The organism is Parabacteroides sp. Y3-G-102 (assembly GCF_023656845.1).
GTDB classification, from domain to species: domain Bacteria; phylum Bacteroidota; class Bacteroidia; order Bacteroidales; family Tannerellaceae; genus Parabacteroides; species Parabacteroides distasonis.
In genome coordinates this window covers 84,823-103,144 of the sequence record NZ_JAMOKU010000018.1, presented here as the reverse complement: position 1 = coordinate 103,144, position 18,322 = coordinate 84,823, and the positions used below count along the sequence as shown (strand labels likewise).

Genomic DNA, 18,322 nt, shown 5'->3' with positions numbered 1-18,322 from the left:
AATAAATAGATTCAAAATCTTCCATGGTCCATTGATGTGACATAACAATTGAGCTTTTTTACTTTGATTACAAAAGTAATATCACATTTTTAGAATGAAAGGGGGAGTTTATCGAATGCTTACGATAAAAAGGCGGTGTTCCGCTCCACGCTCTTTCCCGCCAGCCGCCCGTTGGTAAGGGGAAGCAACTTGGAAGAACTGATAACCGAAATAGTGTACTACATCAAATTAAAATGATATGGCAAAGCAAAGCGGCGGGATGCCGAAGATAGACGAGGATTTTATGCGGGAACTTATCTCGCAGGGTGTACCCGCCAAGCGGGAGAGCCAGCCGGATGATGAACCGCAGCCCGGCAGCGAAACGGAAACCGCCCACGAGGGACGGCAGGCTGAAACAGTGCAAGTAGAGAAACCGACACCCCGCAAGCGCAAGGGCGGTTCGGGCGACTACCGGGAAACCTACTTTCAGAAAGTGGAACTGGCAGACCGACAGCCCTTGTACGTGAGCCGAACCACGCATGAGAAGCTGATGCGTATCGTGACGGTGATAGGCGGGCGAAAGGTGACGGTAAGCAGCTACGTGGAAAACATTCTGCTGCGCCACTTCGAGCAGTACCAAGACGAGATAAACACCCTGTACGAAAGCCACTTCCAAAAGCCTGTCTGACTATGGTAATCTATTGCATACTTACCGGGCTTTTGGTGTACTACATCGCCCTGTGGCTGTGGTATCGCTACACGGACAGCCGGACATCACCGGGCAAAACGGATGATGCGCCGCTTCCACGAAACGGGGTTTCAGGCTACACGCTGATAGGTGAAAGCCGATACAAGAGCGGACAATTTCAGACAGCGCAGGACAAATCGGGACACCTCCCGCAAGCGGCTGAAAATGATACTATTTTTGCGCCGCAGGCTGACGGACTGCCGGAAGAAACGCCCGGTTACGAGAATGACGAACCCGACTACGAGGACGAGGAAATAGCCGGGTACATGGACGGTGACGATGATACCGGGCGGGCTACGGGCGTGAGCTTTGACGAACTGGGCGAAGCGGTACGCACGGCGAACGCCGACAACCCCACCGAAACGGAACAGCGGCAAGCCGCCGGGACACTGGCAAGGATTGAGGGGACGAACCTCTACGATGCGGTGGTGGAGAACATCAACGGCGGGCTGGCAAAGGTGGCGGAACTGCTGGGACGCAACGAAGCGGAACTGGCTGCGGCTGCTGTCCCTGCCGAAGCTGGCAATAAAAGCAAGGAACACGAAGCGTTCGACATGAACGATTTCCTATAATATAATAATGTATAAGCCTGACAGCATGAAACAGCGTGATTACGGTTGATTGGCAACCTGAAAACCAAACAGACAAACGGGACTATCCCCGACCACTAAAATTTCAAATTATTCACCAGCCGGGAAAGGCGGACTATCCACCCGCCGCCCGGCATTAAAAACAAATCACAATGAGAAAGAAAATCTTCTTGTCGGCGGCTATACTTGCCGCCGTGGTAAGTGCCTACGCACAAGGAAACGGGCAGGCGGGCATCACCGAAGCCACGAACCTAATCACCGGGTATTTCGACCCCGGAACAAAACTGGTGTACGCAATCGGGGCGGTCTGCGGCTTGATTGGCGGGGTAAAAGTATATAACAAGTTTTCAAGCGGCGACCCCGACACCTCAAAGACCGCCGCCAGTTGGTTCGGGGCGTGCATCTTCCTGATTGTAGCCGCCACTATCCTGCGCTCGTTCTTCCTCTAAACCTGCGGCTATGTCTGACGAGTTGTTGAGGGCTAAGCCCGAAAAATATCAGGTAAACAGGGGTATCGGGAAGCCCGTGGAGTTCAAGGGGCTGAAAAGCCAGTACCTCTTTATCTTTTGCGGCGGCTTGCTCGCCGTCTTCGTGGTGTTCATCGTCCTGTTCATGGCGGGCGTGAACCAGTGGCTATGTATCGGTTTCATCGTGTCGGCTTCGCTGCTGCTCGTGTGGCAGACGTTCCGGCTCAACGCCAAGTACGGCACGCACGGGCTGATGAAAGCCGCCGCACGCAAACGGCATCCACGCTTCATTATCAGCCGAAAGGCGATACCCCGATTATTCACCTACAAAAAAAGAAAGGAAGAAAGACCATGAGAAATATGTTAAAGGCTACCACGCTGGAAAGGAAATTCCCCCTTTTGGCGGTGGAGAACGGCTGCATCATTTCAAAGGATGCGGACATAACGGTGGCTTTCAGGGTGGAACTGCCCGAACTGTTCACCGTCACCAGTGCCGAGTACGAAGCCATACATTCGGCATGGTACAAGGCAATCAAGGTGCTGCCCGACTACTCCATAGTACACAAGCAGGACTTCTTCATCAAGGAGAACTACCAGCCCGACACGGAAAGGGACGAGCTTAGTTTTTTAAGCCGCTCCTTTGAACGGCACTTCAATGAACGCCCGTTCCTGAACCATTACTGCTACCTGTTCCTGACAAAGACGACAAGGGAGAGAAGCCGCCGACAGAGCGACTTCTCCACCCTATGCCGGGGCAGGATTGTACCGCAGGAGATAGCCGACAAGGAAGCGGCGGCAAAGTTCATCGAAGCGGTCGGGCAGTTTGAAAGGATTATGAACGACAGCGGGTTTGTCACCCTTACCCGGCTGGCGGCATCGGAAATCACCGGGCAGGACGGAAAGGCGGGCATCATCGAGAAATACTTCTCGCTATCGCAGACAGATACCACCTGCCTGAAAGACATCGGGCTGTACCCGGAAGAAATGCGTGTCGGGGACGACATACTGTGCCTGCACACGCTTTCGGACGTGGAAGATTTGCCCGGAAAGGTCGGGACGGACACACGGTTTGAGAAGCTGTCCACTGACCGGAGCGACTGCCGACTGTCATTCGCCGCCCCGGTGGGCGTGCTGTTGTCGTGCAACCACGTCTATAACCAGTTCATCTTCATAGACGACCACGCCGAAAACCTGAAGAACTTCGAGCAGACCGCCCGGAACATGCAATCGCTCTCCCGTTATTCCCGTGCCAACCAAGTGAACAAGGAATGGATAGACGAGTACCTGAACGAAGCGCACAGCAAGGGGCTTGTATCGGTGCGCTGCCACTGCAACGTCATGGCATGGAGTGACGACCGGGAAGAACTCAAACGCATACGCAACGATGTGGGAAGCCAGCTTGCGCTAATGGAGTGCAAGCCACGCCACAACACGGTCGATACGCCCACGCTCTTTTGGGCGGGCATACCCGGAAACGAAGCGGACTTCCCCGCAGAGGAAAGTTTCTACACGTTCTTGGGGCAGGCTCTCTGCCTGTTCGTGGAAGAAACGAACTACAAGAGTTCGCTTTCGCCGTTCGGCATCAAAATGGTGGACAGGGTGAGCGGTCGCCCGCTGCATATCGACATATCGGATTTGCCCATGAAGAAAGGCATCACGACCAACCGCAACAAGTTCATACTTGGGCCGAGCGGGTCGGGTAAGTCTTTCTTTACCAACCACATGGTGCGTCAGTATTACGAGCAGGGGGCGCACGTGCTGCTGGTAGATACGGGTAACAGTTACTTGGGGCTGTCCCAGCTTATCCACAACCGCACGCACGGCGAGGACGGGATTTATTTCACCTACACCAACGAGAACCCGATAGCGTTCAACCCGTTCTATGTCGAGGACGGGGTATTCGACATAGAGAAGAAAGAGAGCATCAAGACCCTTATACTCACCCTGTGGAAGCGGGATGATGAAGCCCCGAAGCGGTCGGAAGAAGTGGCGTTGTCAAACGCCGTGAGTGCCTATATCGAACTGACAGGCAAAGACCGTTCGGTAACGCCCTGCTTCAACACGTTCTACGAGTTTGTCCGGGATGATTACCGCCGACAGCTTGAACAGAAGAACGTCAGGGAAAAGGATTTTGACATAAACAATTTCCTGAACGTGCTTGAACCGTACTATCGTGGCGGTGAGTACGACTACCTGCTGAACTCCGACAAGGAACTGGATTTGTTGCACAAACGCTTCATTGTCTTTGAGTTGGACAACATCAAAGACCACAAGATTTTATTCCCGGTAACGACTATCATCATCATGGAAGCCTTTATAAACAAGATGCGCAAGTTAAAGGGAATAAGGAAGTTAATACTAATCGAGGAAGCGTGGAAAGCGATTGCATCGGCGAACATGGCGGACTATATCCGCTACCTCTACAAAACCGTCCGAAAATATTTCGGGGAAGCGATTGTAGTCACGCAAGAGATTGAGGATATTATTTCTTCCCCTATCGTGAAAGAGAGTATCATCAATAACTCGGACTGCAAAATCCTGTTAGACCAAAGAAAATATCTCAACAAGTTTGACAGCATACAGAACCTCTTGGGACTGACCGACAAGGAGCGTTCGCAGATATTGTCTATCAACATGGCGAACCACCCCGGACGGAAGTACAAGGAAGTTTTCTTCTCGCTGGGCGGCACGCAGTCGGCGGTGTACGCCACAGAAGTTTCATTGGAAGAATATTACACCTTCACGACAGAGGAAAGCGAGAAAATGGAACTGTTCGCACTTGCCGACAAGCTGGGCGGCAACCTTGAACTGGCTATCAAGAGGCTTGCAGAAAGCAAACGTAATCCCCAATCATCAACAACTTAAAAATCAGGAACATGAAAAGAACAATTCTCCTTATGGCGGTATGCCTTTGCTTCATCGGCAACGCATCCGCACAGTGGGTGGTGTCAGACCCCGGCAATTTGGCACAGGGCATCATCAACACCACCAAGCAGATAGTGCAGACTTCCACCACAGCCAAAAACACGCTGGACGGCTTCATGGAAGCGCAGAAGATTTTCCAGCAGGGAAAAGTCTATTACGATGCGCTCAAAGCGGTACACGACGTTGTCAAGGGCGGCATCAAGGTGAAGAAGTCCATTGAACTGGTGGCGGAAATATCCGAAATCTACGTGCGAAACTACCAGAACATGCTGGCTGACCCGAACTACACGCCGGATGAACTCACCGCCATTTCAGCCGGGTATGCCAAGCTGCTCTCCGAAAGTGCGGACGTGTTGCAGGACTTGAAGAATGTAGTGAACGTGACGGGTATGTCGCTGACGGATGCCGAAAGGCTGGCGGTAATCAACAACGCCTACAAAAGCCTGCTCAACTACCGCAACCTCGTGAACTACTACACCCGAAAGAACATATCCGTGTCCTACCTGCGGGCAAAGAAGAAGAACGACACAGACCGGGTGCTGGCTCTTTACGGCTCGGCGGATGAACGCTACTGGTAACATATAAATCGGTATGCCTATGTTATTAGCAGCGGTGGATTTTGACAACCTGCACCAAGTGTTGCGGGTGCTGTACGATGAAATGATGCCCTTGTGCAGCAACATGACGGGGGTAGCCAAAGGAATAGCCGGGCTGGGTGCGCTGTTCTATGTAGCCGCCAAAGTGTGGCAGTCGCTCGCACGTGCCGAACCCATAGACGTGTACCCGCTCCTGCGTCCCTTTGCGCTGGGGCTGTGCATCATGTTCTTTCCCACGTTCGTGCTGGGGACTATCAACACGGTATTGTCGCCAGTGGTGAAAGGGTGCAACCAACTTATGGAAACGCAGACTTTCGACATGAACGAATACCGGGCACAGAAAGACCGACTGGAATATGAAGCCCTGATGCGTAGCCCCGAAACGGCTTACCTCGCTTCGGACGAGGAATTTGACAGGCAACTGGAAGAACTGGGCTGGTCGCCCTCCGATATGGTAACTATGACGGGTATGTATATGGACAGGGCGGCGTACAATATAAAGAAGTCCGTCCGGGACTGGTTCAGGGAACTGCTGGAAATGCTCTTTCAGGCGGCGGGGCTGATTATAGACACGCTGCGCACGTTCTTCCTAATCGTGTTAAGCATACTGGGTCCGCTGGCGTTTGCGATTTCCGTCTATGACGGTTTCCAAAGCACGCTGACCCAGTGGATTTCACGCTATATATCCATTTACCTGTGGCTACCCGTGTCGGACTTGTTCAGCAGCGTGCTGGCACGCATACAAACCCTGATGCTACAAAAAGACATCGAGCAGCTTTCAGACCCGAATTTCATTCCTGACGGGAGCAGCACCGTGTATGTAATCTTTATGATTATCGGCATCGTGGGCTACTTCACCATTCCAACGGTGGCAAGCTGGATAGTGTCGGCTGGCGGTACGTCTGCCTATAACCGCAACGTGGCACGGGCTGGGTCAATCGCCGGGGCGGCGGTCGGTGCGGCAAGCGGGAAAGTAACCGGGAAACTACTCAAATAACCAACATCAATATTTAGTATATGGAATTTAAGTCATTAACGAACATCGAAACGAGTTTCCGGCAAATCAGGCTCTTTGCGCTGGTATTCATCTGCCTGTGCGCACTGGTGACGGGCTTTGCCGTGTGGAACTCGTACAGCTTCGCCGAAAAGCAGCGGCAGAAGATATACGTCCTCGACAACGGCAAAAGCCTGATGCTGGCACTCTCGCAGGACATGGCGCAGAACAGACCCGTGGAAGCCAAGTCGCACGTGCGGCGTTTCCACGAACTTTTCTTCACGCTCTCACCCGACAAGGGGGCTATCGAAAGCAACATCAAACGCTCGCTGTTCCTCGCCGACAAGACCGCTTTCAACTATTACAAGGACTTGGCGGAAAAGGGCTACTACAACCGGGTGATTTCCGGAAACGTCACGCAGACGGTGGAGATTGACAGCGTGAAGTGCGACTTCGACCAGTACCCCTACAAGGTGAACACGTATGCCCGCCAGTTGATTGTCCGGGAAAGCAGCCTGACGGTGCGAAGCCTTGTGACCTCGTGCCGCCTGCTCAACGCCACACGGAGCGACAACAACCCGCACGGCTTCATCATCGAAGCGTTCACCATTACCGAGAACAAGGATTTGCAGACCATTAAGAGATAGCCTTATGGAAAGAAAACGAAACTACATCGGAAAGGTGCGGGACTGGGCGGACGACCGCCTGCGCCGAATGTGCGGACGGATTACGCCGGGCAAAAGGCTGGCGGTTATCCTCGTGATGTTCTTCTTCCTTGGCGGCTTGTCTATCTACATTACCGTTTCATCAATCTACAACATCGGGAAGCGGGACGGCAGGCGGCTGCAAATAGAACACATCAGGCAACTGCCGTTGCACGGCAACGACACAACCAAAAGTATCAACCCCTTAAACAGACCGCAATATGGAAGAAGTACAGAAGAATGAGAACGGCACGACCGTACCGCAGGCGGACGGGAAGCCGAAAAAGGAAGATAAACCCAAACGGGAACTTACCCCGCAGCAGGTGCAGCAGCGCAGGAAAATGATAGTCTTCCCGCTGATGTTCCTTGCCTTTGCCGGGTGCATGTACCTGATATTCGCACCCTCCGGCAAAGAGGACGTGAACGTGGAAAGCGTGGGCGGCTTCAACGCCGACATACCCCTGCCCGCAGAGGACGGGATTATAGCCGACAAGCAAAAGGCTTACGAACAGGCGATGATAAGCCGCAGGCAGCAGGAGAAGATACAGTCCTTGCAGGACTTCGGTTTCACCGGGAACGATGAAGCGGAAGAACCGCAAGCGGAAATCGACCTGATGCCGGAAGAGGATGCGAAGCCCCAAAGGGGCGGCGGTGCTTCTTCGGCATACGCTTACCGGGACATCAACCGCCAGTTAAGCACGTTCTATGAAACTCCGGCGGTGGACGAGGAAAAAGAGGACTTGAAGCGGCAGGTAGCGGAACTGACCGATAGGCTGCAACAACAGAACGCCACACCCACCGCTGACGACCAAATGGCACTCTTGGAAAAGTCCTACGAGCTGGCGGCAAAGTACATGAACGGCGGGCAGGGACAAGTCGCACAAGTCCCGGTAACGGGCGACATTGACCGCAAGCCGGATGCGGTGGCGGTGCAGGCTGTCAGGGAAACGACCGTTTCGGGATTGCGGCAGCCCATGAGCGATGCCGACTTCATCCGGGCTTACAGCCAGCCACGAAACTACGGCTTCAACACGGCAGTAGGCACGGGGTACGCTATGGGAAAGAACACGGTAGCCGCCTGCATCCACCAAGACCAAACCCTGACGGACGGGCAGGCGGTGAAACTACGGCTGCTCGAACCCATGCAGGCGGGGAACATAGTCGTGCCGAAGAATACCCTCGTGGCGGGGACGGCAAAGGTGCAGGGCGAGCGGCTTGACATACTGGTGTCCTCGATTGAGTACGCTGGCAACATCATCCCGGTGGAACTCGCCGTGTTCGACACGGACGGGCAAAAGGGGCTGTCCGTCCCGTCCTCTATGGAGCAGGAAGCGTTCAACGAAGCTATGGCGAATATCGGAAGCGGGCTGGGTACAAGCATTTCCTTTGCCCAAAGTGCCGGGCAGCAGGTGGCTATGGACGTGACAAGGGGATTGCTGCAAGGAACGTCCGGCTACCTCGCCAAGAAGTTCCGAACCGTGAAAGTGAAGCTGAAAGCCGGGTACAGGGTGATGCTTTACGCCAAACAACAATAACCATTTTATCAACCGTTAAAATTTCAATTAGCAATGAAACAGATTTTTGTAATGTTCGCTCTCTTGCTGGGCGTGTGTGCGGCAAACGCACAAACCACTGACACCGTGAAGTATGCGGCTGGCAACGACTTGTACCGGGGGATTACCCGGAAACTCCCGTACCGCCAAATGGTTACGCCCTACGGCGTGGAAGTGACCTTTGCCAAGACGGTGCATATCATCTTCCCCGCCGCCGTCCGCTATGTCGATTTGGGAAGCAACCATATCATAGCGGGTAAGGCGGACGGTGCGGAGAACGTAATCAGGGTGAAAGCCACGACAGAGGGCTTTCCGGGAGAAACGAACTTCTCCGTTATCTGCGAGGACGGCAGTTTCTTTTCGTTCAACGCCAAGTACGCCCGTGAACCGGAAATGCTCAACATCGAAATGAAAGACTTCTTGGAGAATGAAGATACGTCCGACTTCTCACATACCCGGATGAACATCTATTTCCGGGAACTGGGGAATGAAAGCCCGCTATTGGTGAAACTGATAATGCAGAGCATCTACAAGAACAATGACCGGAAAGTGCGCCACTTGGGTAGCAAGCGTTTCGGCATACAGTTCTTAATCAAGGGGATTTACACCTATAACGGGATGCTCTATGTACACACGCAGACAAAGAACAGTTCCAACGTGCCTTTCGATACCGACTTCATCAAGTTTAAGATAACCGATAAGAAAGTACCCAAGCGCACGGCTATTCAGGAAACGGTGCTGGATGCGGTACGTAGCTACAACGAGGTGATAGAGATTGCAGGAAAAAGTACCGTGCGCACGGTGTACGCCCTGCCGAAGTTCACCATTCCTGACGACAAGCTGCTGGTCGTGGAACTCTACGAGAAGAACGGCGGGCGGCATCAGACCATACGGGTGGAGAACGCCGACATCGTGAACGCAGAAGTGATTGACGAACTAAAAATCAAATAGGGAATGAAAAGACACATCTTTATAATGATGCTCTTTGCGCTGTGCCTGACCTCGTTTCAGGCACATGCGCAAAGATACCTGCCGGGCATGAAAGGCTTGCAAGTCACGGCGGGCATGGCGGACGGGGTGCATTGGAACTCCGACACGGATTTTGCCTACCACATCGGGGCGGCGTACAGCGTTTACACCAAGAACGCCAACCGCTGGGTGATTGGCGGCGAATACCTGCACAAGAAGTATGACTACAAGGATATGCAGATACCCGTAGAACAGTTCACCGCAGAGGGCGGCTATTACCTGAAATTCCTATCGGACAGGCGAAAGACTTTTTTCCTTTCATTGGGATTGTCGGCTCTCGCCGGGTACGAAACAAGCAACCGAAGCGAAAAGCTGCTGCCGGACGGCTCTACCTTGCTGGATAAGGATTGCTTCATCTACGGCGGTGCGCTGACGCTGGAACTGGAAGCCTACCTGACCGACCGGATAGCCTTGCTTGTCAGTGCAAGGGAACGGGCGTTGTTCGGCTCGGACATAGGCAAGTTCCACACGCAGGTATCTTTGGGACTGAAATTCATTATCAACTGACCGCTATATAATAATGTATATGAAGAATGTAATGTATAAAATCATCATGGGCTGCTACATCGTGGCCGCCCTCGTGCTTGTCACCGCCTGTAATGACAACTTGGATATTCAGCAGGCGTACCCGTTCAGCATCGAAACACTGCCAGTACCCAAAAGGCTGAAAGTCGGGGAAACCGCCGAAATACGCTGCCGACTGGTGCGTGGCGGCTATTACCAGCCGACTACCTATCAGATAAGGTATTTCCAGCCGGACGGCAAAGGGAAGCTGGAAATGGATAACGGCACGGTGTTCCTGCCCAATGACCTCTACCCGCTGGAGAAAGAAACGTTCTGGCTCTACTACACCTCGGCATCGACCGACCAGCAGACGATTGACATTTATATCATCGACAGCTTCGGGCAGATGCAGCAACTTACACTATCATTCAATAATGACAACAGCGAAGAAGAAACGGAAACAATAACCCCCTAATAATAAAACGACATGGTAAAAATAGAATTGGATATAGAAGGCATCTCGTGGTACATAGAAACCACGTTGGAAACAGATACAGTTCCGGCAGTAGGTGACATCATCATTATGGACAAGGACTGTATTTCCGAACGTGACAGTGCTGAATTATGGAAAACGCCGTCCAATCAGGTTTTCAAATGGGCGGACGAAGAAGATGATGCGCCTGTAATGGAATGGTTCGATTGCGACACGGAAATGCTTGTCAATAAACGGACATGGAAATATGACATCGAGGAAGAAGAAACCGTGTGCATACTTGGTGTAAAATTTATTCACTATGAGGATTTATAGTTGCGACATTCGTTTTTATCATCCTCTTGGGAAACCGGGTATGGAATGATACGCAAAGCGTAAATATCGGGCAGACATCCCGCCGGGAAGCATCGGCGGGATGTTTCCATGATAGGGAAAACGAAAGGCTTCTTTGTTACTTTCTTCACCCGCTGGCAGGCTCACGGAAGAAAGTAACGGCGGCAAGCAGCCGCCGTTTTCTATCAACTGGTTTTAAGGCTCTTTATGGACGTGTATTTCTCTAACCACACCTTTACCTGCTCCATGTTATATTCGCCCGTGATGATTGCCGTATGGTCGTCTATAGCTACAAACCGGACACTTTCATAGCTGTTTACCCAGCCTTGCAGGGAACAGACACCCCACGTTGCAACATCTTCAAAAACACTGCGGTCTATCCGGCTGATTGGTTCGCCGAAAACTACCGTCATTATCTGAAAGTCCGGTTTATCCTCCAACAGTTGCAAATGGTGCAGCGTGCCGAACTCGTCTATTTTGCGCCCCCACGCCCACACATCATTATACAAATCATCGCCCCACTGGTGCGGGTGGTCGAAACGGACTTTTACCTCTATGGTGTGTTCGTTTTCTTCTGTGTCCTCGATAACGCCCGTTACCATTAAGCCCGTAAAAATGCACTCGCAACGCCTGCCGATAAGCTCCTTGTTTACTTCTGTTGTTTTCATGTCCCTAAAATTTACTTGTTTATTACTCCGTTCTTCTTCGCTATCCATTCGTCACGCCTGCGGCGGCACTCGTCCAGCGTTTTGGCTACCGTGCTGAAAAGTTCGCCGTCCGTGTGGCGGTAGTCATATTGATAATAAATTTGTCCCCTGAAAGCCCCTAAACAGCATTTCACGAACTTTTCTTCTCCCGGTGTTTGGGTAATGCTTACCCCGTTTTTGTTAAGTGACTGCATGATGTTCTATTTTTTTTAATGGTTATAATATCAGTAAAGAAAGCAACAGCAGGAAAAGCAGAGCCACGCCCAGCGCATAAAGGGCTGAAAGGCAGACCCGGAGCAGGAAACGGGCGGCACAAAACACGATATACGCCGTTATCGCCGTGCCTGCTCCGGCTACGCTGGTAAACCGCCATGCAAGGCAGAGCAGCAACACCCGCCAAAGGATTTTATAAATGCTTTTCCGTTTCATCGCTTGGTCGTTTTTAACGGGCAGGGCTTTGACACCCCGCCCGGATTGGTTGTTATGCCGCACGGAACACAAAACCGTCATCAAACCAGTAATCGCACATAAAAAGGTCACGGGCGAACTTTTCATAATCGAAATAGGTCTTTGCGAACTCCGGCAGGTCGTAGCATTCCTCGATAATTTCATAGGCGAAATCTTCTTCATCGTCATATTGACCCAGATACTCGTCCCGGAAATCACGTACAAGGTCGTCCGCATCTTCCTCGCCCAAATCATGGCTTTTATAGTTGCACCACACGAAAAAGGCTTCCTGCTCGGTGTCGCTCAAATCCTCCACCGCATCACGCAGGGCGAAGAAGTTTTCAGAAATCCAGCTTTCGCCGATTAAGCCCTCCGGCACGTTCTCCCAGTCCTGAAACATGTATTCCGCATCTTCCTCGTCCTTGTGAAGTTCCCGGCAGGCTTCATAAAATTCTTCCTTGTCCGAATAGTCCGAAAGGTCGAGCCATGCGCCGGACAATGAACCGTTGTTGTACTTGGCATAAGTGCCTACATAAACTTTTGCTTCCGATAATACCTTTGCTTCCATATTGCTGTAATTTTTTAAGTTTTTAATTTTATGCGGATTTGAGAGGTGAGGGAGTTGAAGTTTCACTGAATTTTTTTCCTGTTTCCCGTAAATCCGACTTTTTTTTTATGCGTCTTCCGGTCGGGTCGGTCGTTTTCGTTTCACATAGGCGTAAAAGGGTAGTGTTTAGAGTTTGCAAGGTTTTGGGCAAAAAATACCTCGCAAGGCAGGGAAGATTTTTTCGCCAAACCGGAACGGCTCGACCTTGCAAAATCGTGAAGAACACGTAACTACCTTTGCCTATTGAAATGATTAAAACGACTGTCCCGGCTGGGGGACTGCGTAAGAGGAAGATTTACAAATAGGGAAACTGGGGAAAAGTGCCTGTTCTCTTTCATCTTTTAGGGAACACTCCATGCGGGCGGGAAAGGCAAGGGTGTTGTGAGCTTGCTTGCAATACGCTTGTGCGGGTTTCCAACGGCTCTTTTCACGAAATACAGTCAGCCATGCCACGCACGGCTGGCGTTTCGGGAAATGTGCCAGTTGGAAAAGGATATAAAAAATGCGGGTAGTCGGTAGACTGCCCGCAAGGTGGAAGAATGTACAATGCTGGGATATAGGTTATTAAGTGGAATTTCGTTACCGAAATCGTTACCTATTCGTTCTTGCCACGGTTATAGGTAACGAAACCTACCGGACGGCGTTCTTTCTGTTGTTTCGACTGGCTCAAAAGCTGGGTAAGGACTTGGTACAGTTCGTTGAACTGCGCATCGGTGCTTACCTCCAGTTCCTCGATGCGCCTTGACAGTTCCTCGTAACCGATTGCCATTTGGCGCATGAGGACAAAAGCCCGCATGATTGAAATGTTTACTTCTATGGCTACTTTGGAGCGGAGAACCGAAGAAAGCATGGCTACGCCCTGCTCGGTGAAAGCCATAGGCATAGCAACGCCGAAGTTGTAAGCAGGGGGTATCACATTTTGTGATACCCCTATGGATAACAGCAAGTTAGCTTCCTCTTGGGTGAGTACAAACATAAAATCACCCGGAAAACGCTCGATATTGCGCTTGACCGCCTGCTTCAAGGCTCGTGTTTCCACTTGGTAGAGTTCTGCCAAATGATAATCGAGCATCACCCGGCAACTTCTGACCTCAAAAATCTTGTTTTGGATAATCTGCAAATCCATAATCGTATATTTTAGGAGATTTAGCAATGTTGGAATAATAGTAAGGACTGGTCACAAATTGTGACCAGTTCCATATAATCAAGATTACATGGCAACTTCCTTGTAAATCTTCTCAATGCCGACAAACTTCTTGTCAAGCCCCTGCATATCGCTGCCTATCTTGCTGTTGGTGATGCGGGCGTAGATTTGCGTAGTTTCTATGTTTGTGTGTCCCAGCATCTTGGACACCGTTTCAATGGGTACGCCCTTTGACAGCGTGGTGGTCGTGGCGAACGTGTGCCGGGCAAGGTGGAATGTCAGGTTCTTTTTAATACCGCATATATCGGCAATCTCTTTCAAGTAGGCGTTTAGCTTCTGATTGCTGATTACGGGAAGTATCTTGCCGTCCGGCAACTTGCCCTTGTACTTCTTCAAAATCATCTTGGGAATATCCAGCAGGGGGACATTCACGTCCGTGTTGGTCTTTACCCGCTTGGTGATTATCCAAAGGTTGCCGTCAAAAGACTTTTGGATATTCTCCTGCCGCAAATTGGCGACATCGCTGTATGCCAGACCGCAGAAACAGGAAAAGACGAACAAGTCCCTGACGTGTTCCAGCCGTTCGGAAACCATTTTCTTTTTAAGGATAATTTTAATCTCGTCCTCTGTCAGATAACCCCTGTCCACTTTTTCCAGCCGGATTTTGTAGCTGGCGAAAGGGTCGCCCACCAGTATGCCGTTGTTACGGGCGATGATGATGATACGCTTGAAGAACTGCATGAACTTGGCGGTGGTGTTGTAGCCGCACTTGCAGGCGGTACGCAAATACAACTCAAAATCGGTAATGAACATCGGGCTTATCTCCTTTATGGATATGTCCGATACGTTGTACTTGCTTTGGATAAATTCAGCGAGGTGGCGGCGGGTCACTTCATACTTGCGGTAGGTCGCTATCGTCTTGGATATGCCTACAAGCTGCTTCACATCGTCATTGTGCTTTTGGAACAATGAAAGGATTGTTTCGTGGCTCTCGCTGTGTCCCAAGAACTCGTTTTTCACTTTCTCGGCGGTCACGTAATTGTCACGCCGCTGCATTTCGTGGTAAATGGTATTCAGGGAAGAACGTATGTCGTCCAAAAGGGCGTTTATCCTCCCGGCATCCCTGCCTTTGGCTTTGCCCGCAGTAATGCTCCAGTTGTCGGGCTGGATGCTCTGTTTCGTACTGAACTGGCAAAGTTTGCCGTCTATGGTGATGCGTGCCATAATCATAACCTCGCCGTTTTTCTTTTCAGAACCTTTCTTCAAATAAAAAAGAACCTTGAATGTCGATTTCATAACTCACTTTTTTTAGTTGCAAAATTAATTTTTACCTCTCGTTTTCGAGTTATGCAGACTATGGACTAATCAAGTCATTATCAGGTCATTTATGGACAAATCGTTACCGTTTTTGTCCGGCGGGGAATAGGTAACGATTTAGTAACGAAACTTTGTCTTTTACCGTACTTTTGAAGTCTTGGAAGCAGGACTTTCGGGCAATAAAAAAAGCCACAAATCATTGATTTGTAGCTTTTTGTCCGTTTGCTGACCATTTCTGTCCAGCACGTTCAGCGGAGAGACAGGGATTCGAACCCCGGGAACCTCTCAGTTCAACGGTTTTCAAGACCGCCGCAATCGACCACTCTGCCATCTTTCCAATAAGTAAATCGTGTGACCTGGGAGGGGCTCGAACCCTCGACCCAATGATTAAGAGTCATTTGCTCTACCAACTGAGCTACCAAGTCAACATGTTATTTGTTTGAGTGACCTGGGAGGGGCTCGAACCCTCGACCCAATGATTAAGAGTCATTTGCTCTACCAACTGAGCTACCAAGTCATTCTGTTTCGCTATCGTTACTTTTTCAAACCACCGTTTGTTTCTCGATTGCGGGTGCAAAGATAGAGGTTTTATTTTTCCTCGCAAACTTTTCGACTACTTTTTTTCTTAAAATTTTAATCAAACTCGTAAATATCCGAGGGTGTAGTCCGCTTCAACGCTACCAATGAGACATCTTTCCCTACCCTTATGCCCTCTTGGAAAAGACGTATATCCACTGTCTTATAGGCCAGTTCGGGATGGTTATTGTCCCGGCTGAGATGGCAAAGCCAGATATTCTTCAAACCGGTATTATAATGGGTCGCCAAGAACTCTGCGGCCTCCCTATTACTCAAATGCCCGGTGGGGCTCGCCACCCGCTCTTTCAAGAAAGCGGGATATGTACCGAAACGAAGCATCTCCTCGTCATAGTTCGCTTCCAATATTAAATGGTTCGCCATGCAGATATATTTCCCCACCGTGTCCGTGATATGGCCTACGTCGGTAGCGAAAGTGAATTTATGATTACCATACTCGATATGGTACCCCACATTATCAGTACTATCGTGAGGCACCTCGAAAGCCGTGATACGGAAATCACGGATAAGGAATGGAACTTCTTTTTCTATAACCTTGCGGGAGACACATAAGGTCTCCTCCACATACCGGCTCTTATCAATCCCCCGGTGCACGTCGGCTGTCGCATAGACAGGAATGCAAAGCTTCTCGCCCAAATACCCGACCGTCTTGATATGATCCGCATGATCGTGGGTAATCAACACGGCCACGATCTTGGTAAAATCGATCGACCGGTCCTTCAATACTTTCTTTATGGTCCGGATTCCGATACCTGCGTCAATCAGCATACCGAATTCCGAAGTCCCCAAATAATAGCAGTTCCCACTGCTCCCACTCGCTAAACTCAGAAATGATAGTTTCATACTCTCCTATTCCGCAACACTGCTTTTTTTCTGTTTTACATAGTATACACTAGGGGCGGAACGTCTCAGGGATCGATACCTCCCCGATCAACGAGCAGTTCATATGCTCCTTCACCTCGTCGGGTGTCAGCCCATGGCCGAAGAGGAACATTAGCTTCGTCACGGCGCTCTCCGTCGTACTATCGAAGCCGCTCGTCACGCCTGCCTCCAACAATTTGTGCCCCGTCTCATAACGGTGCATCTCCACACTTCCGGCCCTACACTGAGTAACATTCACGATGACGATACCACGGTCTACAGCCTCCTTCAACATATTCAAGAACCATTCCTCGCACGGAGCGTTTCCGCTTCCGAATGTTTCCATCACCACGCCTTTCAGACCCGGGATATTCAGGATACTTTCCACTACTTGCGGAGAAATTCCGGGGAATAGTTTTAGTATAGCGATATTTCGGTCCAACAAATAATGCGGCTTCAGCGGCTTACGCGATACCGGATGATATACCTGCGGCAGATCATACTTAATATAGATACCCGCATGAGCCAAAGCCGGGTAATTGTACGAACGGAACGCATTAAAATTATCTGCGTTTATCTTACTCGTACGATTCCCCCTCAATAAATCATTCTCAAAAAAGATACAGACCTCCGGGACCAACGGTAAGCCGTTCTCCTTGGCGGCCGCTATCTCGATCGCCGTAATCAAGTTCTCCTTCCCATCGGTACGCAACATCCCGATCGGTAATTGCGATCCCGTAAGGATCACCGGCTTACTCAGGTTCTCGAGCATAAAACTCAATGCCGATGCCGTATACGACATTGTATCCGTGCCATGCAGTACCACAAAGCCGTCGTATTTCTGATAATTATCGGCGATGATTTTCACGATCTTCATCCACGAGTCCGGCCCCATCTCCGAGGAGTCCATCGGAGGATCGAACTGTATCGTGGCCACCGAATACCCCAGTTTCTTCAACTCCGGCATATTGTCCTTCAAATGCTGGAAATTAAACGACTCTAACACTCCAGTCTCCGGATTCTCGATCATACCTATCGTCCCACCCGTATATATCAACAGGATGGAAGCCTTTTCTTGTTGAGTATGCATGTCCATATAATTATGCAAAGTTAATAAATTATTCTTCTCCTTTCAACACCGGAACACTTATATGATATTTTACGGCGATTATACGTGCGAGGAACACGCTCAACGCCGATACGAACTGTATCATCGCCGCCGACATAGAAGTTTGCATACATATATAATATATCAAACCGCCAAAGACACAAGCCAACGCATAAATATCTTTCCGGAATATCAAAGGCTCCTCATTAATCAATATATCCCTCATCATACCGCCAAACGAGCCGGTTATAGTTCCCATCACGATCGCCACCCACATGGGAAACCCGAAATCCAAGGTCTTGGCGATACCTACCACCACAAACAACCCCAATCCGATAGCATCGAATATAAAAAATGTATTGTTCAAACGGATCACGTATTTTCGGAAAGCGATAACGAACAACAAAGCCAAGGCCGAGACAATCAAATAAGAGGCTTGTTCCATCCAAAAAGGCACCGCATTCAATAAAATATCACGAATCGTACCTCCTCCTACAGCGGTCACGACACCCACCACATAGGCGCCAAACCAATCAAATTGTTTCGCAGAAGCCAATCTTATGCCACTTATGGCAAACGCAAAGGTCCCTGTATAGTCACAAAAGGTGATAAAATCTATCAT

At 50.3% G+C, this 18,322-nt stretch carries 23 protein-coding genes, 3 tRNA genes and 1 pseudogene; 15 read left to right on the top strand and 12 right to left on the bottom strand.

Features of this window, described 5'->3' with window-relative positions:
* Nucleotides 1-123: 123 nt before the first annotated feature.
* The 15 genes and pseudogenes from NBH16_RS11105 to NBH16_RS11035 form a co-directional block, all read left to right on the top strand.
* Nucleotides 124-237, top strand: a pseudogene (locus tag NBH16_RS11105) (ParA family protein); the annotation flags it as partial.
* A gap of 1 nt (nucleotide 238) precedes the next feature.
* The gene (locus NBH16_RS11100) at nucleotides 239-667 is read left to right on the top strand and encodes a DUF3408 domain-containing protein (protein ID WP_007478184.1); all 429 of its coding nucleotides are present in this window, start codon (nucleotides 239-241) and stop codon (nucleotides 665-667) included.
* Nucleotides 668-669: 2 nt separating this feature from the next.
* A complete protein-coding gene (locus tag NBH16_RS11095) occupies nucleotides 670-1,299 on the top strand; it encodes a hypothetical protein (RefSeq protein ID WP_007478186.1) in 630 nt (209 codons plus the stop codon).
* 170 nt (nucleotides 1,300-1,469) lie between these two features.
* Entirely contained in the window at nucleotides 1,470-1,766 is a 297-nt protein-coding gene (locus NBH16_RS11090) for a DUF4134 domain-containing protein (protein ID WP_004308755.1), read from the top strand.
* Between the two features lie 10 nt (nucleotides 1,767-1,776).
* Nucleotides 1,777-2,139 carry a DUF4133 domain-containing protein gene (locus NBH16_RS11085; protein ID WP_007566699.1) on the top strand — a complete coding sequence of 121 codons (363 nt, stop codon included), beginning with the start codon at nucleotides 1,777-1,779 and terminating at the stop codon, nucleotides 2,137-2,139.
* Nucleotides 2,136-4,649 carry a TraG family conjugative transposon ATPase gene (locus NBH16_RS11080; RefSeq protein ID WP_007566701.1) on the top strand — a complete coding sequence of 838 codons (2,514 nt, stop codon included), beginning with the start codon at nucleotides 2,136-2,138 and terminating at the stop codon, nucleotides 4,647-4,649. Before NBH16_RS11085 ends, NBH16_RS11080 begins: the two co-directional genes overlap by 4 nt.
* Before the next feature lie 11 nt (nucleotides 4,650-4,660).
* Nucleotides 4,661-5,287, top strand: coding sequence for a DUF4141 domain-containing protein (locus NBH16_RS11075; RefSeq protein ID WP_007566703.1), 627 nt, complete (start codon nucleotides 4,661-4,663; stop codon nucleotides 5,285-5,287).
* A 19-nt stretch (nucleotides 5,288-5,306) separates the two neighbouring features.
* A complete protein-coding gene (traJ, locus tag NBH16_RS11070) occupies nucleotides 5,307-6,302 on the top strand; it encodes a conjugative transposon protein TraJ (protein WP_028728967.1) in 996 nt (331 codons plus the stop codon).
* A 20-nt stretch (nucleotides 6,303-6,322) separates the two neighbouring features.
* The gene (gene traK, locus NBH16_RS11065) at nucleotides 6,323-6,946 is read left to right on the top strand and encodes a conjugative transposon protein TraK (protein ID WP_004325451.1); all 624 of its coding nucleotides are present in this window, start codon (nucleotides 6,323-6,325) and stop codon (nucleotides 6,944-6,946) included.
* 4 nt (nucleotides 6,947-6,950) lie between these two features.
* A complete protein-coding gene (locus tag NBH16_RS11060; RefSeq protein WP_007754134.1) occupies nucleotides 6,951-7,247 on the top strand; it encodes a TraL conjugative transposon family protein in 297 nt (98 codons plus the stop codon).
* Entirely contained in the window at nucleotides 7,225-8,538 is a 1,314-nt protein-coding gene (gene traM / locus NBH16_RS11055) for a conjugative transposon protein TraM (protein ID WP_007754131.1), read from the top strand. The genes NBH16_RS11060 and traM overlap by 23 nt, the downstream gene beginning before the upstream one ends.
* Before the next feature lie 33 nt (nucleotides 8,539-8,571).
* Nucleotides 8,572-9,507: a conjugative transposon protein TraN gene (traN, locus tag NBH16_RS11050; RefSeq protein ID WP_007754128.1), complete on the top strand. Its 936-nt coding sequence runs from the start codon at nucleotides 8,572-8,574 to the stop codon at nucleotides 9,505-9,507.
* A 3-nt stretch (nucleotides 9,508-9,510) separates the two neighbouring features.
* Nucleotides 9,511-10,092: a conjugal transfer protein TraO gene (locus NBH16_RS11045; protein WP_007754126.1), complete on the top strand. Its 582-nt coding sequence runs from the start codon at nucleotides 9,511-9,513 to the stop codon at nucleotides 10,090-10,092.
* Nucleotides 10,093-10,105: 13 nt separating this feature from the next.
* Nucleotides 10,106-10,564, top strand: coding sequence for a DUF3872 domain-containing protein (locus NBH16_RS11040; RefSeq protein WP_007754124.1), 459 nt, complete (start codon nucleotides 10,106-10,108; stop codon nucleotides 10,562-10,564).
* 12 nt (nucleotides 10,565-10,576) lie between these two features.
* Nucleotides 10,577-10,897, top strand: a complete 321-nt coding sequence (locus tag NBH16_RS11035) for a hypothetical protein (RefSeq protein WP_007754121.1) — start codon at nucleotides 10,577-10,579, stop codon at nucleotides 10,895-10,897.
* 203 nt (nucleotides 10,898-11,100) lie between these two features.
* Here the strand turns inward: NBH16_RS11035 and NBH16_RS11030 are convergent, their stop codons facing one another.
* From NBH16_RS11030 to NBH16_RS10975, 12 genes are all read right to left on the bottom strand, one after another.
* A complete protein-coding gene (locus NBH16_RS11030; RefSeq protein WP_028728958.1) occupies nucleotides 11,101-11,583 on the bottom strand; it encodes a DUF7258 domain-containing protein in 483 nt (160 codons plus the stop codon).
* 11 nt (nucleotides 11,584-11,594) lie between these two features.
* Nucleotides 11,595-11,816, bottom strand: coding sequence for a DUF3873 domain-containing protein (locus tag NBH16_RS11025; RefSeq protein ID WP_007754116.1), 222 nt, complete (start codon nucleotides 11,814-11,816; stop codon nucleotides 11,595-11,597).
* Between the two features lie 22 nt (nucleotides 11,817-11,838).
* The gene (locus tag NBH16_RS11020; RefSeq protein ID WP_007754115.1) at nucleotides 11,839-12,051 is read right to left on the bottom strand and encodes a hypothetical protein; all 213 of its coding nucleotides are present in this window, start codon (nucleotides 12,049-12,051) and stop codon (nucleotides 11,839-11,841) included.
* 52 nt (nucleotides 12,052-12,103) lie between these two features.
* Nucleotides 12,104-12,637, bottom strand: a complete 534-nt coding sequence (locus NBH16_RS11015) for an antirestriction protein ArdA (RefSeq protein ID WP_007754113.1) — start codon at nucleotides 12,635-12,637, stop codon at nucleotides 12,104-12,106.
* A gap of 634 nt (nucleotides 12,638-13,271) precedes the next feature.
* Nucleotides 13,272-13,802 carry an ORF6N domain-containing protein gene (locus NBH16_RS11010; RefSeq protein WP_007754106.1) on the bottom strand — a complete coding sequence of 177 codons (531 nt, stop codon included), beginning with the start codon at nucleotides 13,800-13,802 and terminating at the stop codon, nucleotides 13,272-13,274.
* A gap of 84 nt (nucleotides 13,803-13,886) precedes the next feature.
* Nucleotides 13,887-15,116 (bottom strand): site-specific integrase, encoded by a 1,230-nt coding sequence (locus tag NBH16_RS11005; protein ID WP_007478215.1) that lies wholly within the window; start codon nucleotides 15,114-15,116, stop codon nucleotides 13,887-13,889.
* 273 nt (nucleotides 15,117-15,389) lie between these two features.
* Nucleotides 15,390-15,474: transfer RNA gene (locus tag NBH16_RS11000), tRNA-Ser, on the bottom strand.
* 15 nt (nucleotides 15,475-15,489) lie between these two features.
* Nucleotides 15,490-15,562, bottom strand: a tRNA-Lys gene (locus tag NBH16_RS10995).
* Between the two features lie 19 nt (nucleotides 15,563-15,581).
* Nucleotides 15,582-15,654 (bottom strand) — tRNA-Lys (locus tag NBH16_RS10990).
* A gap of 116 nt (nucleotides 15,655-15,770) precedes the next feature.
* The gene (locus tag NBH16_RS10985; RefSeq protein ID WP_005858162.1) at nucleotides 15,771-16,574 is read right to left on the bottom strand and encodes an MBL fold metallo-hydrolase; all 804 of its coding nucleotides are present in this window, start codon (nucleotides 16,572-16,574) and stop codon (nucleotides 15,771-15,773) included.
* Between the two features lie 49 nt (nucleotides 16,575-16,623).
* Complete coding sequence (locus tag NBH16_RS10980) at nucleotides 16,624-17,688, bottom strand: asparaginase (protein ID WP_005858163.1); 1,065 nt, start codon at nucleotides 17,686-17,688, stop codon at nucleotides 16,624-16,626.
* 22 nt (nucleotides 17,689-17,710) lie between these two features.
* Entirely contained in the window at nucleotides 17,711-18,322 is a 612-nt protein-coding gene (locus NBH16_RS10975; protein ID WP_005858164.1) for a trimeric intracellular cation channel family protein, read from the bottom strand.

Excerpts from the sequence above, each read along its gene's own strand:
- NBH16_RS11095 (WP_007478186.1), top strand. The coding sequence starts at position 670 with ATGGTAATCTATTGCATACTTACCGGGCTTTTGGTGTACTACATCGCC.
- NBH16_RS11100 (WP_007478184.1), top strand. The coding sequence starts at position 239 with ATGGCAAAGCAAAGCGGCGGGATGCCGAAGATAGACGAGGATTTTATG.
- NBH16_RS11005 (WP_007478215.1), bottom strand. The coding sequence starts at position 15,116 with ATGAAATCGACATTCAAGGTTCTTTTTTATTTGAAGAAAGGTTCTGAA.
- NBH16_RS11020 (WP_007754115.1), bottom strand. The coding sequence starts at position 12,051 with ATGAAACGGAAAAGCATTTATAAAATCCTTTGGCGGGTGTTGCTGCTC.
- NBH16_RS11080 (WP_007566701.1), top strand. The coding sequence starts at position 2,136 with ATGAGAAATATGTTAAAGGCTACCACGCTGGAAAGGAAATTCCCCCTT.
- NBH16_RS11040 (WP_007754124.1), top strand. The coding sequence starts at position 10,106 with ATGTATATGAAGAATGTAATGTATAAAATCATCATGGGCTGCTACATC.
- NBH16_RS11090 (WP_004308755.1), top strand. The coding sequence starts at position 1,470 with ATGAGAAAGAAAATCTTCTTGTCGGCGGCTATACTTGCCGCCGTGGTA.
- NBH16_RS11075 (WP_007566703.1), top strand. The coding sequence starts at position 4,661 with ATGAAAAGAACAATTCTCCTTATGGCGGTATGCCTTTGCTTCATCGGC.
- NBH16_RS11060 (WP_007754134.1), top strand. The coding sequence starts at position 6,951 with ATGGAAAGAAAACGAAACTACATCGGAAAGGTGCGGGACTGGGCGGAC.
- traM (WP_007754131.1), top strand. The coding sequence starts at position 7,225 with ATGGAAGAAGTACAGAAGAATGAGAACGGCACGACCGTACCGCAGGCG.
- NBH16_RS10980 (WP_005858163.1), bottom strand. The coding sequence starts at position 17,688 with ATGGACATGCATACTCAACAAGAAAAGGCTTCCATCCTGTTGATATAT.
- NBH16_RS11035 (WP_007754121.1), top strand. The coding sequence starts at position 10,577 with ATGGTAAAAATAGAATTGGATATAGAAGGCATCTCGTGGTACATAGAA.
- NBH16_RS11045 (WP_007754126.1), top strand. The coding sequence starts at position 9,511 with ATGAAAAGACACATCTTTATAATGATGCTCTTTGCGCTGTGCCTGACC.
- traK (WP_004325451.1), top strand. The coding sequence starts at position 6,323 with ATGGAATTTAAGTCATTAACGAACATCGAAACGAGTTTCCGGCAAATC.
- NBH16_RS10975 (WP_005858164.1), bottom strand. The coding sequence starts at position 18,322 with ATGATAGATTTTATCACCTTTTGTGACTATACAGGGACCTTTGCGTTT.
- NBH16_RS10985 (WP_005858162.1), bottom strand. The coding sequence starts at position 16,574 with ATGAAACTATCATTTCTGAGTTTAGCGAGTGGGAGCAGTGGGAACTGC.
- NBH16_RS11030 (WP_028728958.1), bottom strand. The coding sequence starts at position 11,583 with ATGAAAACAACAGAAGTAAACAAGGAGCTTATCGGCAGGCGTTGCGAG.
- NBH16_RS11025 (WP_007754116.1), bottom strand. The coding sequence starts at position 11,816 with ATGCAGTCACTTAACAAAAACGGGGTAAGCATTACCCAAACACCGGGA.
- traJ (WP_028728967.1), top strand. The coding sequence starts at position 5,307 with ATGTTATTAGCAGCGGTGGATTTTGACAACCTGCACCAAGTGTTGCGG.
- NBH16_RS11085 (WP_007566699.1), top strand. The coding sequence starts at position 1,777 with ATGTCTGACGAGTTGTTGAGGGCTAAGCCCGAAAAATATCAGGTAAAC.
- traN (WP_007754128.1), top strand. The coding sequence starts at position 8,572 with ATGAAACAGATTTTTGTAATGTTCGCTCTCTTGCTGGGCGTGTGTGCG.
- NBH16_RS11010 (WP_007754106.1), bottom strand. The coding sequence starts at position 13,802 with ATGGATTTGCAGATTATCCAAAACAAGATTTTTGAGGTCAGAAGTTGC.
- NBH16_RS11015 (WP_007754113.1), bottom strand. The coding sequence starts at position 12,637 with ATGGAAGCAAAGGTATTATCGGAAGCAAAAGTTTATGTAGGCACTTAT.